Consider the following 13814-nt stretch of genomic DNA (forward strand, 5'->3'; position numbering starts at 1 on the left):
CGGCGAGGAGCTACTCCCCTTCTGCGCCACCCATCGTACGCGACTCCTGCGCGACCGAAAGTTCGACGATAAACCTTGTCGTGTCATGAACACGTCACTAACTTCTCACCGAACGCACACCAACCGGCAACGCGGAGCCGGGAGCATTCACTCACCTGTGCCCCAACACCCCCACCCCACAAGGGAGTTCGCATGCCGAAGTTCTACGCGCGTCGACGCCTTAGCATACTCGCGACGCTCACCGGTCTCATAGCCTCCGCCGTACTGTTCAACTCCCCGAGCGCCTCCGCCGCCCTCCCCACGCCGGTCAGCGCCGCCACCGCCCGCAGCTACCTCGCCCAGCTCACCGTGGCCACCGAGAACCGCACCGGCTACAGCCGCTCCCTGTTCCCGCTCTGGATCACCATCAGCGGATCCTGCAACACCCGTGAGACCGTCCTCAAGCGGGACGGCTCGAACGTCGTCACCGACTCCTCCTGCGCGGCCACCAGCGGCAGCTGGTACTCCCCGTACGACGGCGCCACCTGGACCGCCGCCTCCGACCTGGACATCGACCACCTCGTCCCGCTCGCCGAGGCCTGGGACTCCGGCGCCGGCCAGTGGACGACCTCCCGGCGCCAGGCCTTCGCCAACGACCTGACCCGCCCGCAGCTCATCGCCGTCACCGACAACGTGAACCAGGCCAAGGGCGACCAGGACCCGGCCACCTGGATGCCGTCGCGCACGGCGTACCGCTGCACCTACGTGCGCGCCTGGGTCCAGGTGAAGTACTACTACGGCCTCTCGGTCGACTCGGCCGAGAAGACTGCGCTGACGAAGTACCTCGCCGGCTGCTGATCGGCCCCCACCGCACATCGGCCCACCGCAGATCGGCCAACTGCTGATCGCCGGAGTCTGTTCGCCCTCCCCTGTCGTTCAATACCGTACGAGTCCGACGGAGGAGGGCACCCGTGGCCGGACTGCTGCTGGGACCACTGTTGCGATACGCCGACGGCTCGTCCGCGACCGTCTGGGTCGAGGCGAGCCGTCCGTGCCGCGCCGAGGTGCGCTGCGCCGACGGTGCCGGCGGCACGGCCCACACCTTCCAGGTGGCCGGGCACCACTACGCCCTGGTCCCGGTGACCGGACTCACCCCGGGCACGTCACCGTCGTACGAGGTGCTGCTCGAGGGCACCCGGGTATGGCCGCTGCCCGACTCCCGTTTCCCGCCCTCCGTCATCCGCACGCCCGCCGAGGGCGATCCGGTCCGCGTGGTCTTCGGCTCCTGCCGCTGGGCCGCGCCCCCGGCGGACGGCAAGGATCCGGCCGGTCCGGACGCCCTGGACGCGCTGGCGGCCCGGACGGCCGCCGACCCCGGCGGCGAGCGGCCCGACGTACTCCTGCTGCTGGGCGACCAGGTGTACGCCGACGAGGTCTCCCCGGCGACCCGGCGCTGGCTCGCCGCCCGGCGCGACCCGGGCGACCCGCCCGGCGACGAGGTCGCGGACTACGAGGAGTACACCCGCCTCTACTACGAGTCCTGGCTCGACCCCGAGGTGCGCTGGCTGCTGTCCACCGTGCCCAGCTGCATGATCTTCGACGACCACGACGTCATCGACGACTGGAACACCTCCGCCTCCTGGCTCGCCGACATGCGCGCGACCGCGTGGTGGCAGGAGCGGCTGCTGAGCGGTCTGATGTCGTACTGGGTGTACCAGCACCTGGGCAATCTGCCGCCCGGTGAGCTGGCCGCCGACCCGCTGTACGCTGCGGTGCGCGAGGCCCCGGACGGCACGGACGTGCTGCGCGCCTTCGCCGCCGCGGCCGACGCCGACCCGGCCTCCGTCCGCTGGAGCTACCGGCGCGACTTCGGCCGGGTACGGCTGCTCATGGTGGACACCCGGGCGGCCCGGGTGCTCGACGAGGACAGCCGCGCGATGCTCGACCCCGGCGAGGCGGCGTGGCTGCGCGAGCAGGCGCTCGGGGACCCGGGCTCGTACGACCATCTCCTCGTCGGCACCTCCCTGCCCTGGCTGCTGCCGCATCTGGTGCACGACGCCGAGACCTGGAACGCGGCCCTGTGCCGGGGCGACCGCGGCGCACGCTGGGTGCGCTTCGGCGAGGACCTGCGGCGCCGGGCCGATCTGGAGCACTGGGCCGCGTTCCCCGCCTCATTCACCGCCCTGACCGAACTGTTCGCCGAGGCCGGATCCGGACCCGGGGCACCGGCGACGGTGTGCGTGCTGTCCGGAGACGTCCACCACGCCTATGTCGCCGAGCCCTCCTGGCCGACCGGCGGCCCCGGCGCCCGCGTCCTGCAGCTCACCTGCTCCCCCGTGCACAACGCCGTGCCCCTGTCGCTGCGGCTCGGCTTCCGCTTCGGCTGGAGCGCCGCCGCCCGGCTCCTGGGACGCCGGCTCGCCCGGCACGGCGGCTGTCCCGCGCCGGCTGTCGACTGGCGCAGGACGGGCGGCCCTTGGTTCGGCAACCAGCTCATGTCCCTGACGCTGCAAGGGCGTTCGGCGCGGCTGAGGCTGGAGCGGGCGCGGCGGGACGGGTCGCTGAAGACCGTGGAGGAGTCCTCCCTCGCTTCTTCATGAGGGTCATCTGCGGTGCGGGAGCCGCAAGCGGAAGCGGAACGATGGCTCAATGTTGAACTTGCAAGCATTGATTAGGTTCACCTAACCTGGGTCCCCTCATTCGGTACCGACCGTCCCCCACCGACTACCGAGGGAGTTCCCCCCACATGTCCAGACGCCTCGACAGCGCCCAGCCCTACGTCATCGGCCTGTTCCGCATCGTCGTCGGCCTGCTCTTCGCCGTGCACGGCGCCGCCTCGCTCTTCGGCGTCCTAGGCGGTGCGGCGGGCACCGACGGCGGCACCATCGAGGCCGGCACCTGGCCCGGCTGGTACGCGGCCGCGATTCAGCTGGTCTGCGGCGGCCTCGTGCTGCTCGGCCTCGGCACCCGGGGTGCCGCGCTGATCGCCTCCGGCTCGATGGCGTACGCGTACTTCGACGTGCACCAGCAGGCGGCGCTGTGGCCGATACAGAACGGCGGCGAGCTCGCCGCCCTGTTCTCCTGGACGTTCCTCCTGCTGGTCTTCACCGGCTCCGGCGCGTTCGGCCTGGACCGGCTGTTCGCCCGGCGCACGGCGGACGGGCAGAAGCAGGCACCGGAGAAGTCCCCGGTCACGGCCTGACCCGACCACTTCGGATATTCCGTCGCCCGGACCGGCTCGGGTTGACAAACTGTGCGAACACATAAGCCCCCCGTGACCCTTCTGTCACACCCCAGGCGTACGCTGTATGGCTGTTATCGGGGGAGTAACGGGGAGTAGTCGTGTTCGAGGAAGTGGTGTCGCTGATCGCCGGCCCATGGATCTATGCCGCGGTCGCCGCATCGGTTCTGCTGGACGTCTTCCTGCCGGTGCTGCCGAGCGGGGTACTGGTGATCACGGCGGCCACGGCGGCGGCCGCGGGTTCGGGAGCCACGGGTCATGTGCCGGACATCCTGACCCTGATCCTCTCCGCGGCCACCGCCTCGGTGCTGGGTGACCTGGTGGTGTACCGGCTGGCCTGGCGCGGCGGTGAGCGACTGGACCGTGCGATCGCCCGTTCCCGGCGTCTGACCAGCGCGCAGGAACGTCTCGGCGCGGCCCTCTCCAAGGGCGGCGGTCCGCTGGTGATACTCGCGCGATTCGCCCCGGCCGGCCGCTCGATCGTCTCGCTGTGTGCCGGCGCGGCACACCGCCGGGCCCGCGACTTCGTACCCTGGTCCGCCCTGGCCGGCCTCTCCTGGGCCGTCTACAGCGTCGCCCTCGGCTACTTCGGCGGCCAGTGGCTGGGCGCCACCTGGCTGGCCACGGCGGTGTCCTTCGCGGCCCTGTTCGCCGCGGGCGCGGCAGCGGCCTACCTGATGCGCCGCCGCCCGGAGGCCCCGGAGGCTTCCTGACGGGGGCGGGGCGGGGCGCGCCACTGGGCCCGCCCCCGAACTCCGGTCGGCCGCGCACGAGGCGCCGTCGCCTTTCGTGGTCCGCTCGGTCCGCCAGGCCGGCCTACGCGCTCGTGCGAGCCGTCCGGCCGCGGATCTCCAGGTTTTCCAGGAGCTCGGCGGTGGCCTCCGCGACGGCATCGACGGCTCTGTCGAACGCCTCCCGGTTGTGTGCGGCAGGTGCCCGGAAGCCGGACACCTTTCGCACGTACTGCAGGGCGGCGGCGCGGATCTCCTCCTCCGTGGCCTCCTCGGGCAGCGCAGGCGGGCGAAGCGTCTTGATGCTGCGGCACATGCCCCCAGTCTCACGCACTCCCGCGCGCCCTGGAAAGATCTCCCGTGAAGGCGGCCACCGTTCCCGGGGCCGACCCGACGAGAGGAACAACCACATCATGGAGAACGAACGACTCACCGTGGCCGTCCTGGGGCCGGGCGGCATCGGCGGCCTCCTCGCGGGGCTGCTGGCGCGCGACGGGCACCGGGTGATCTGCCTGGCGGGAGAGCAGACCGCCGACGCCCTGCGCACCGGTGGAATCCGCGTCCGCAGCGGCCAGTTCGGTGACTTCACCGCGCCCGTGGAGGCCGACACCGAGCTCCGCGAAACCGTCGACGCCTGCCTGGTCGCGGTCAAGCACACGGCACTCGACGCGGCCCTCACCCGAGTCCCACCCGGCGTCCTCGGCGACGCCCTTCTCGTACCGTTCCTGAACGGCGCGGAGCACCCGGCGCTGCTGCGCGCCCGCCACCGCCCCGACCGTGTGGCCCCTGCCGTGATCCGGGTCGAGTCCACCCGCCTCGCGCCCGGACTGATCGAGCACGGCAGCCCCTTCACCGAGATCGACCTGGCCGGTGACCCGGTGCCCCGCCCGCTCCTGGACGCGCTCGCGACGGCCCTCGGCGCCGCCGGACCGGCGACCAGGGTCTGCGAGGACGAGACGTCGGCCCTGTGGGCGAAGATGTCGTTCCTCGCCCCGTTCGCCCTGCTGACCACCCGCTACGGCCTCCCCCTCGGAGACGTACGTACGCGCCACCGCGAGGAGTTGACGGCCCTCGTAGCGGAGACCGCCGCCGTCGCCACCGCCTGCGGCGCCCCCGCGGACCCGGCCGGGGCGCTCGCCCGCTACGACGCCTTCCCGCCCGGCACGAAGTCGTCGATGCAGCGCGACGCGGAGGCGGGACGCCCCCTCGAACTCGACGCCATCGGCGGCGCGTTGCTGCGCGCGGCCGAGCGCCACGGCGTAGCCGTTCCGGTGGCGGCACGTCTGGTACGGGAGTTGCGGGACTCCGGCCACTGAGGCACGTAGGCAGGCGGTGTCACCCTGTCGACAGCCACCACGCCGACACCAGGTGCACCACCCCGAGCGCGCCCGCCGTGACCAGCATTCCCGGGTTGCGGCGGGTCGCTCCGATCGCCGCGTCGCCCAGCTGGGCGGCACCGGAGACGATCAGCACCGGGACCAGGGTCCCCCAGGAGCCGAGGGCGACGAGCGTCAGGACCGCCGCGCTCAGCGGGATCGCGCGGACGGCATAGGCGCGGGCGAAGAGGACGACTCCCGAGTCGAGGGACTCGCCCGTGGCGAGGGCCAGGGACGGCCGGGCCAGTCCGACGCACGCAAAGACTCCCGAGACGAGCGCCAGGAGTGCGTTGAGGAGGCCTGTCAGCAGGTGTGCGGTGTGCGCGGTCAATTTCATCACCCCGTAAATCATTCTGACTGAGAATGGTTTCGCGAAGGTACCATCCCCGACATGAAGGAAGTCAAGGGCCCCGGCGGACTGCCGCACACGCTCACGTTCCGGCTCGGCACCCTGGGAGCGGTGATCGGCGACCGGTTCGCCCAGCGGATCGAGCGGTACGACCTCAAGCCCAAGCACGTGGGGCTCCTCACGGCCCTCACCCAGGGCTCGTTCGCCTCCCAGCAGGACCTGGCGGGCCGCCTCGGCGTGGCCCCCAGCCTGGTGGTCTCGCTCGCCGACCATCTGGAACGGCTGGGCGCGGTCGAGCGCGTGCGCGACCCCGGAGACCGCCGCCGCCAGGTCCTCACTCTCACCGACCGGGGCCGCGAACTGCTGGCCGACTGCGCCGCCGAGGCCCGCGCCCTGGACGCCGAGATCGCCGCCCACCTCACCGCCGACCAGTGCCGGCTTCTCCATGTGACGCTGGGCTCGCTGGCGGCCCGCGCGGGCCTGCCCACGGACTGAGCACTCGTTCGCATGAACCTCCGGAACGAACTCGCCTCCCAAAATCGAACAGGCGTAGCATTGCCGTGTGGCTGCGATCCATGATTTTCCGAGTGACCTCCTCGCCGGTCAGGAGGAGCTGCATCAGGTCCGGGCCGAGCTGGCGGCCCTCCTGAAGCGCCTCCCCTGGTCGGTCGAGCCGCTGGACGGATTCAGCGACGACAGCGGCTGGCGGAAGGTGGAGCGCCCCGCCTCCCCCGGCTGGACGGCCGACGAGCAGGCCGAGGTGGAGAAGCTGAGGCAGCGGGAGCACGAACTCGCGGTGTTCGTGAGCGGTCACCGCTTCTGGGCGGAAGTCGCGGAGGCGGACCGGGTGGCGGCCCGGATGACGCTGAAACACGCGCACGAGGGCCGCGAGGACGCGGGCGACTGACGCGACGGCGAGAAGACCACGAGGACTGGGGAACCAGAAGACCCCGGCCGTCAGCGGCCGGGGTCTTCTTCCTGTGTGGGCGCGGACGGTTTCGAACCGCCGACATCCTGCTTGTAAGGCAGGCGCTCTACCCCTGAGCTACGCACCCAGGACGAGTCGACAGCCTACATTGCCCGGGGCACTGTCCCGCAAACCCGTATCGGGGCAGTCGGAGCGGGAGGTGTCGGGGGTCTCTTCGCCCGGGGTCCGGGCGAGGACTCACGACGGCCCCGTCTGCCTCGAACTCGACGCCGTACCCGACCGGGTGAGGCCGGCGGCGCCGACGGGAAAGTCACGGTGCGAACCGCGAACTGACCGGCTCGTGTGTTCGTCTTCAACGGGTGGGAGAATGACACCACCCAGGGCGGACCACAGCACGGGAGAGGGATGTGACGGCGACACCGGCGACACCCGAGCAGCCGTATTCGCCGTCCGCACGGCCCCGGCGCGGCCCCACGGCCCTGCGGGACGCGCTCACCCTGATGGGCCTGCCCGTGCTCGCCGCACTCGCGCTGCCCGCCGCGTTCGCCGGCGGCGGCACCCGGCGCTGGTTCGGCGGCCGGTCCGAGAGTCAGCGGGCCGAGGCGCAGGCCGCCAAGGACGCCGCCGCGGCCGCCTTCTACGAGCTGGACACCGCCCAGCGCGATCTGCGGATCTCGATCGAGACCATCTCGGCCGTCGACGACTCCCCCGCGGCCCGGCGCGCCGTCTCCGACTTCGAGGCGCTCGGCCGCCGTATCGACGAGGTCAGCAACCGTTACATCCAGGCGATCGACGCGCACGACCTCGACCGGGACGACCTGGAAGCCTCCACGGCCGCCCGCGCCCGCTCCGAGCTGACCGCGGCCAAGGACGAGCTGGTGCGGGTCAAGCAGGAGCTGGACCGCTTCGGCAGCGGTCTCGGGTCCCTGCTCGGCAAGGCCGAGACCCAGCTGGCCCGGCTCGCGCCCGCCGTGGAGCGTGCCCGCCAGGCGCTGCTGGCCGCGTCCAACGCCCTGGACGCCGTACGCGGCTCGGGGCTGACGGCGGACGACCTCGCGGCCCGGCTGGCGGCCCTCTCCCCGGAGCTGACCAAGCTGAACCAGGGCGCGGGGCAGCACGGCGTGCAGCAGACGCTGGAGCGGGCCGAACGGGTCCAGCGGGAGGCCGAGGCGGTCCGGGTGGAGGCCGAGCGGCTGCCGGAGAAGGCGGCCGAGATCGACCACCGGCTGGTGTCGCTGCGCACCCGGGCGCAGGCCCTGACCAACCGGGCCGGCCAGCTCGACCCGGTGCTGAGCGAGCTGCGGCGCCGGTTCGCGGCGGCCTGCTGGCAGGACCTCCAGGGCGTGCCGCAGCAGGCCACGGACAATGTGCGACAGGCCGAGCTGAAGCTGAAGGAGGCGCAGGCCGCCCGGGACGCGCAGCGCTGGCCGGACGCCACCTCGCTGCTGTCGACGGTGCGGGCGCTGCTGAACACCACCGACGAGGCCGTGTCGGCCGCCGGTGACCGGCTGAACCGGCTGAACGCCGTGCAGAAGGACCCGCAGCAGGAGATCGACCGGACCCGGTTCGCGATCCGGGACGCCCAGCGGCTGGCCATGACGGGCCGTACGACCCCCGACCCGCGGGACGCTCGGCCGCTCGACGACGCCGTGGGCCGGCTGGAGCGGGCGATCGCCGGTCTGGAGGGCCGTCACCCCGACTACTGGCACTTCCTGACCGAGACGGAGGCCGTGCGGCAGACGGTGGCACGGGTGGTGGCCCGGATCCGCGAGGATCGCGGGGGCCCCGCGCACTGAGCCGTTGCCGCCGGGGCATGGCGGGCGGATATTGGGAGAGACGTACGGCCTGCGCCGGTACTCACCCGCACAAGGAGGCGGACATGGCCTCACACGCATCGCAGTCGGACACTCGGCGGCGGATCAGGTTCGACGAGCACCTTCCCGTGGACCACCGGCTGAACAGGGTCTACCGGGTGGGCGCCGGTCTGATGGGCCTGTTCCTGCTGGCCTTCGGCATCCTCGGCCTGACGAACAACATCGGTTTCTTCGACACCGGTGGGAACACGGCCATGGGGCTGAACACCGACGGCGCGCTGAGCGTCCTGTCCGTCTGCGTCGGGCTGCTGCTCTTCGTGGGCATGGTGGTCGGCGGGAACTTCGCGTCCACGCTGAACATGACCCTCGGCATCCTGTTCCTGCTGAGCGGGTTCCTGAACCTCGCCCTGCTGGACACCCCCCACAACTTCCTGGCGTTCAAGATGCAGAACGTGCTGTTCAGCTTTGTGGTGGGCATCCTGCTGATGGTGTTCGGGATGTACGGCAGGGTCGGTACCACCCTGCCGGACGACAACCCGTACTGGCGGGCCCGCCACCCCGACGCGGTGCTGCCGGAGCGGCGAGACCGGCCCGATCAGGTGCGGTAGGCGTAGAACGCGGCCGTCGGGTACGACGCGACGAGGCTCGCCACCGACCGGTTGTAGGTGTTGGTGGAGTGGTACGACACGTACGGCACGCCCTGCGGGCTGCGGTAGGTGACGATCATGGAGTGGTCCTTGGACCCGTCCTTGTTGAAGTCCATCTGCAGCACGTCGCCCAGGTCCAGCTGGTAGACGTTGGCGAGGCTGGTGACCCGCTTCGAGGACAGGGCGAACCAGGAGAACTCGTTGACGCCGACGAACGAGTCGGACTGGATCTCGGAGTTGCCGAACCACTTGTGGAAGTCGTACGTGTAGCCGGGTACGTGCTTCCAGCCGCCCGCCTTCAGGGACTGGCTGACGAAGTTGGTGCAGTCGCCGCCCGCGCCCTGCCCGTTGTAGTCCGGGTAGTCGGGGTTGTAGTTCTTCCAGTACTTGGTCGCGTACGCCACCATGGCCTTGTAGTCGTACGTGCCGCCCGTGAGCTGCTTGGTGTTGGCCGGCGCGGGCCACGTCGTCGCCGCGCGGGGCGCCGAGGGCGGGCCGTCGTCGGCGGGGCTGGCCTTCACCGCGACGGTCGGCTGCTTGGCCACCTGGTTCACGGCGATGTAGCCGTTGTCGGTGTCCTTGATGTCGGTCAGCTGCCAGGTGCCGTTCCGGTCGGCCCGGAAGGTCAGCTCGTGGTGGGCCTGGAAGCCGGTGGTCTTCGGCTCGGTGCCCTTGACCTTCGCGTAGGTCAGCGTCGTCGACTCGGTGACGTCGGCCTTGGCCGTGCGGCCGGTCACCCGCGTCGCGTCCAGCGTGACCCGGGTGCTGCCGGCGCTGTACTTCTCGCCCAGCTTCGCGAGGCGCGACTTACGGCCGTGCAGTTCGGTCAGCGCCGAGTTCTCCTCGCGCGACCGCGTGGCGGACAGCTTGACGTCGCCGGAGAAACCGGACGTGGCCCGCTTCTTGCGGCCCCCGTCCACCAGCGCGTCCGTGCGGTCGGTGAAGACCGCGTCGGCCAGCTTCTGGAAGGTCGCCTTGGTCGCGGCGTCCACGGTCGGGTCGTCGACTACGGCGGCGCCCGCGCTCCAGTTGGGTATCAGGGCCACTCCGGCGACGACCGAGGCGGCGGCCACCGAGACTATTCCGGCACGACGGCCCTTACGGCTCAATCTTCTAGATTTCAATGATGTTCCCCTCTACACCGGTACACCTACCGGGAGATGGCATCTTCGCACGGCATGTGTGCCGGTTGTGAAGGGGGTTGCACAAGTGGAATCACCGGTGCTCAGGCGTCACTTGACCACCGTCGACCAGTCCCCGGGCGACTGGGCCGGGTCCAGGCTGCGCAGGTTCGCCAGCGTCTGAGGCTTCTGCACGTCCATCCAGTCGGCCAGCTCCTTGAAGGAGACGCACTTGACGCCCTTCTTGGTGCAGACGTTCTTGACGACCTGGTCGACGGCCTTCATGTAGATACCGCCGTTCCAGTCCTCGAAGTGGTTGCCGACGAACAGCGGTGCCCGGCTGCCGTAGTACACACGGTTGAAGCCGGCCATGTAGGCGTCGACCGTCTGCTGCTCCCACCGCGGGTACATCGCCGGGTTGCCGGTGGTCTCACCGTCGGACTGGTTGTAGAGGAAGTTGAAGTCCATCGACAGGGCCTGGATCTTGTCCCCGTACGGCAGCAGCTGCAGCGGGAAGTTCCAGACGCCGTCCTTCTTCGACGGCCATATCTGGAAGTCGCCCGTGGAGCTGGCGTCATAGCGCCAGCCGTAGCTCTTGATGGCCTTCAGCAGGTTCGGCTGGCCTTCCAGGCAGGGCGCGCGGCCGCCGGTGACCTCCTTCTTGAAGTCGAAGGGCAGCGCGGGGATGTCCGTGTAGCCGGTGTTGGTCTTCCAGTTCTCCACGAGGGAGAAGAACTGGTCGATCTCCTGCTTCCAGTCGTCGACGCTCCAGTCCTTGCCGCTGCCCTTGGTCTCGCAGAAGTGGCCGTTGAAGTGGGTGCCGATGTCGTTGCCCTCGTTGTAGGCCAGGCGCAGCTGCTCCAGGGTGGTGCGGATGTGCTCGTCGGTGGGGTAGTCGATGGCCGCGGCGCCGGGCTTGTGCTGCGGCGGGTGGTACAGGTCCTTCTTGTCCTTGGGCAGCAGATAGATGCCGGTGAGGAAGAACGTCATATGGGCGTCGTACTGCTTGGCCAGCTCCCGGTAGTGGGAGAAGAGCTTGTCGTCGCCCTGCAGCGCACCGTCCCAGGAGAAGACGACGAACTGGGGCGGCTTCTCACCCGGTTTGAGCGGTACGGCCTTCAACGTCCCTTTCTGCGGGCCCGTGTAGGAGGTCGAGCCATCGCCGAGGATCTTGGTCTTGCCGTCCCACTTGGGCTCCTTGCCGGGCTTGGGCTTGGCGGCTCTGGAGCCCTTGGCGGACGCGGCGGGCGCCGTGTTGTCCTGGCGGGTCAGCGCCAGGAAACCGGCGACCAGCGAGGCCACGACGAGGAAGGCGGCCAGGGTCATGACTTCCGGGCGCGTTGCGCGGCGGGGTGCACGGCGGGCGCGGTCCTGGCGGCGACGGCCGGACGGCTGCTTCCTGTTCATGCGCGGCTCATTCTGTGGGGGTGGGGTGGGAGGTCGTCGGGCCGTCGGGATCAACCGAGGCCCATGGCCTTCGCCCATATGACGTACGGAACGCTGTCATTGGTTGTACCGGCCAGGCCCTTGAGCGGAAGTGGTTCAAGACTCTTGGCGAGGTCCATGCGGTAGACGACGACCGCGGTCGACACGGAGTCGGCCGTTCCGGCGTACCAGGCGGCGGTGTCGTTCTGGGTGGTCCCGCCCTTCCCGCCCGGTGCGAGGGCGGCGCCGGTGCGCCCGCCGGTCGGTGTGGCGGGGGCGGTCGCGCCGGGGTGTGCGGTCAGCAGGGACTCCGTCAGCGCCTGGGAGACCTCCTGGGCCACCTCGGCGCCGACTGCCCGCCGTGGTGCGGGGGTGTCCAGCCTGACCGCCGAGCCGTTCCGGGTGATACGGCGCACCGAGTACGGGTCGGTGTGCTGCCCCTGCGCGGCGAAGGTGGCGTACCCGCTCGCCATCCGGATCGCGCTGGGCGTGGAGTTGCCCAGGGACATCGCGGGCACCTGCGGTCCCATGCTGGAGGGGAGCAGGCCGGCCGCCTCGGCGGTCTGCCGGACGTTGGCCAGGCCGGTGTCCATGCCGAGTTGCATGAACGGAGTGTTCACCGACTGGGCGAGCGCCTTGCCGAGGCTGATCTGCCCGTACGACTGCCCGCCGTCGTTGCGGGCGGCGACCCGCTTGCCGCTGCGGTCCCAGTACGGCCCCTCGGGTGTGGTGACCGGGATGCCGTTGTCGCCGTTGTAGAGGGTCTGCGGGGTGACCGGGGTCGCGGGGCCGTTGCGGGACTTGTGGACGCCGTGCTCCAGACCGGCGGCATAGACGAACGGCAGGAAGGCCGAACCCGCCTGGACCGTCGACGCGTTGGACTCGTTGAAGCCCTGCTTACGGTGGTCCGGGCCGCCGTACACGGCGACGATCCGGCCGTCGGTGGCCACCGAGGCGGCACCGTAGTGCGCGGTCTTCACGCTCTTCGGGTCGTCCTGCTTCGCCTGCTTGCGGGCCTTGGTGACGGCGTCGGTGAGCTGGGACTCCCGCTTGCGGTCGAAGGTCGTGTAGATCTGGTAGCCGCCGAGGTCGAAGTCCTTGTCCGAGATGTGCGCGGACTTCTTGGCGTACTGCTGGGCCAGTTCCACGAGGTAGTCGCTCTGCGTGCCGGTGTCGAAGGCCCGGGTCGTCTTCAGCGGCTCGGGGAACGTCTTGTACTTGGCCCGCTCCGCCGGCGACAGCTTGCCGATCTTGACCATCCGGTCGAGGATCCAGGACCAGCGCTCCACGGCCCGTTTGTGGTTGGCCGCGCTGAGCGTGGGGTCGTAGAGTCCCGCGCCCTTCAGCAGGGAGGCCAGCACGGCGGCCTCGCTCGCGTTGAGCTTGCTGACGTCCTTGCCGTAGTAGGCCTGTGACGCGCGCTGGATGCCGTACGTGCCGCGGCCGAACCAACTGGTGTTGAGATAGCCCTCGAGGATGTCGTCCTTGCTCATCTTGTTGTCGAGCTTGAGGGCGATCATCGCCTCGGTGAATTTACGACTGATGGTCTGATTCTGGTTCAGATAGACGTTCTTGACGTACTGCTGGGTAATGGTGGAGCCACCCTGGGTGTCCCCTTCGCCGACCGTTCTCCACAGCGCGCGGGTGATGCCCTTGAAGGAGATTCCGGGGTCGGAGTAGAAGCTCTCGTTCTCCGCCGCCAGCACCGCCCAGCGCACGTCCTCGGGTATGTCCTTCAGTGGCATCGCCTGCCGCTGCACCCAGCCGGTGCGGGCCATCGGCGTCCCGTCGGACCAGAAGTACACGTTGTCCTGCTGGGTGGCGTACGTGTTCAGGTTGGTCGGTATGTCCGTGGCGGCGTAGGCGACGACCAGGAACAGGCCGACCAGACCGAAGGACGACAGCCAGGCCCCGAGCCACTGGCGCCAGGAGGGCACCCAGCGGCGCCAGCCGCTGCGGCCGGGGCGGGGATAGAGGGGTTTGAGGCGGCGGGCGTACGGGGCGAGCGGCGCGAGCTTGGGGCCCGCGACGGCACACAGGCCGGTGAGCGCGGCCATCAGGCGGCCGCGGGGACTGGGGCGGGCGCTGCGGCGGCGGTCGGCGCGGCCGCCCGAGGCGGCGGTCGGCGGGGGAGGCGGCACGCGGAGTTGCATGGTCTCGTCGGCGCGCAGGGCGGCGACGTTCAGATGAAGGGTCTCGTCCG

General features: G+C 70.5%; 14 protein-coding genes and 1 tRNA gene. 9 read left to right on the forward strand and 6 right to left on the reverse strand.

All coding sequences use genetic code 11. The annotated features are described in order from the left end of the window. Positions 1-192: 192 nt before the first annotated feature. From N8I87_RS12345 to N8I87_RS12360, 4 genes are all read left to right on the forward strand, one after another. A complete protein-coding gene (locus N8I87_RS12345) occupies positions 193-837 on the forward strand; it encodes an HNH endonuclease family protein (protein WP_263208279.1) in 645 nt (214 codons plus the stop codon). A 113-nt stretch (positions 838-950) separates the two neighbouring features. Beyond that, positions 951-2579, forward strand: a complete 1629-nt coding sequence (locus N8I87_RS12350) for an alkaline phosphatase D family protein (RefSeq protein WP_263208281.1) — start codon at positions 951-953, stop codon at positions 2577-2579. A gap of 146 nt (positions 2580-2725) precedes the next feature. Next, positions 2726-3181, forward strand: coding sequence for a DoxX family protein (locus N8I87_RS12355; protein ID WP_263208282.1), 456 nt, complete (start codon positions 2726-2728; stop codon positions 3179-3181). 140 nt (positions 3182-3321) lie between these two features. Then, on the forward strand, positions 3322-3933 hold the full coding sequence (locus N8I87_RS12360) for a DedA family protein (protein ID WP_263208284.1): 612 nt from the start codon (positions 3322-3324) through the stop codon (positions 3931-3933). 103 nt (positions 3934-4036) lie between these two features. Here N8I87_RS12360 and N8I87_RS12365 read toward each other — a convergent pair whose 3' ends face one another. Continuing rightward, positions 4037-4267, reverse strand: coding sequence for a DUF2277 domain-containing protein (locus N8I87_RS12365; RefSeq protein WP_263208286.1), 231 nt, complete (start codon positions 4265-4267; stop codon positions 4037-4039). Between the two features lie 97 nt (positions 4268-4364). Here N8I87_RS12365 and N8I87_RS12370 point away from each other — a divergent pair, with 97 nt between their 5' ends. Next, a complete protein-coding gene (locus tag N8I87_RS12370) occupies positions 4365-5267 on the forward strand; it encodes a ketopantoate reductase family protein (protein ID WP_263208288.1) in 903 nt (300 codons plus the stop codon). A 19-nt stretch (positions 5268-5286) separates the two neighbouring features. Here N8I87_RS12370 and N8I87_RS12375 read toward each other — a convergent pair whose 3' ends face one another. After that, entirely contained in the window at positions 5287-5667 is a 381-nt protein-coding gene (locus tag N8I87_RS12375) for a hypothetical protein (RefSeq protein WP_263208290.1), read from the reverse strand. Between the two features lie 51 nt (positions 5668-5718). Here N8I87_RS12375 and N8I87_RS12380 point away from each other — a divergent pair, with 51 nt between their 5' ends. Beyond that, positions 5719-6171: a MarR family winged helix-turn-helix transcriptional regulator gene (locus tag N8I87_RS12380; protein ID WP_263208291.1), complete on the forward strand. Its 453-nt coding sequence runs from the start codon at positions 5719-5721 to the stop codon at positions 6169-6171. Between the two features lie 67 nt (positions 6172-6238). Beyond that, entirely contained in the window at positions 6239-6583 is a 345-nt protein-coding gene (locus N8I87_RS12385) for a DUF8825 domain-containing protein (RefSeq protein WP_263208293.1), read from the forward strand. Between the two features lie 76 nt (positions 6584-6659). On the opposite strand, the gene N8I87_RS12390 is transcribed toward N8I87_RS12385, so the two are convergent. Then, positions 6660-6731, reverse strand: a tRNA-Val gene (locus N8I87_RS12390). A 280-nt stretch (positions 6732-7011) separates the two neighbouring features. On the opposite strand from N8I87_RS12390, the gene N8I87_RS12395 reads away from it, so the two are divergent. Both N8I87_RS12395 and N8I87_RS12400 read left to right on the forward strand, forming a co-directional pair. Beyond that, positions 7012-8400 carry a coiled-coil domain-containing protein gene (locus N8I87_RS12395; protein ID WP_263208295.1) on the forward strand — a complete coding sequence of 463 codons (1389 nt, stop codon included), beginning with the start codon at positions 7012-7014 and terminating at the stop codon, positions 8398-8400. Between the two features lie 83 nt (positions 8401-8483). Continuing rightward, entirely contained in the window at positions 8484-9026 is a 543-nt protein-coding gene (locus N8I87_RS12400) for a DUF4383 domain-containing protein (protein ID WP_263208296.1), read from the forward strand. On the opposite strand, the gene N8I87_RS12405 is transcribed toward N8I87_RS12400, so the two are convergent. From N8I87_RS12405 to N8I87_RS12415, 3 genes are all read right to left on the reverse strand, one after another. Beyond that, complete coding sequence (locus N8I87_RS12405) at positions 9014-10138, reverse strand: amidase domain-containing protein (RefSeq protein ID WP_263208298.1); 1125 nt, start codon at positions 10136-10138, stop codon at positions 9014-9016. The two genes, N8I87_RS12400 and N8I87_RS12405, sit on opposite strands and share 13 nt — an antisense overlap. A 159-nt stretch (positions 10139-10297) precedes the next feature. Next, complete coding sequence (locus N8I87_RS12410) at positions 10298-11593, reverse strand: polysaccharide deacetylase family protein (RefSeq protein WP_263208299.1); 1296 nt, start codon at positions 11591-11593, stop codon at positions 10298-10300. A gap of 50 nt (positions 11594-11643) precedes the next feature. Continuing rightward, positions 11644-13668, reverse strand: a complete 2025-nt coding sequence (locus N8I87_RS12415; protein WP_263216413.1) for a transglycosylase domain-containing protein — start codon at positions 13666-13668, stop codon at positions 11644-11646. Between the last annotated feature and the right edge of the window lie 146 nt (positions 13669-13814).

Source organism: Streptomyces sp. HUAS 15-9, assembly GCF_025642155.1.
Taxonomy (GTDB): Bacteria; Actinomycetota; Actinomycetes; order Streptomycetales; family Streptomycetaceae; genus Streptomyces.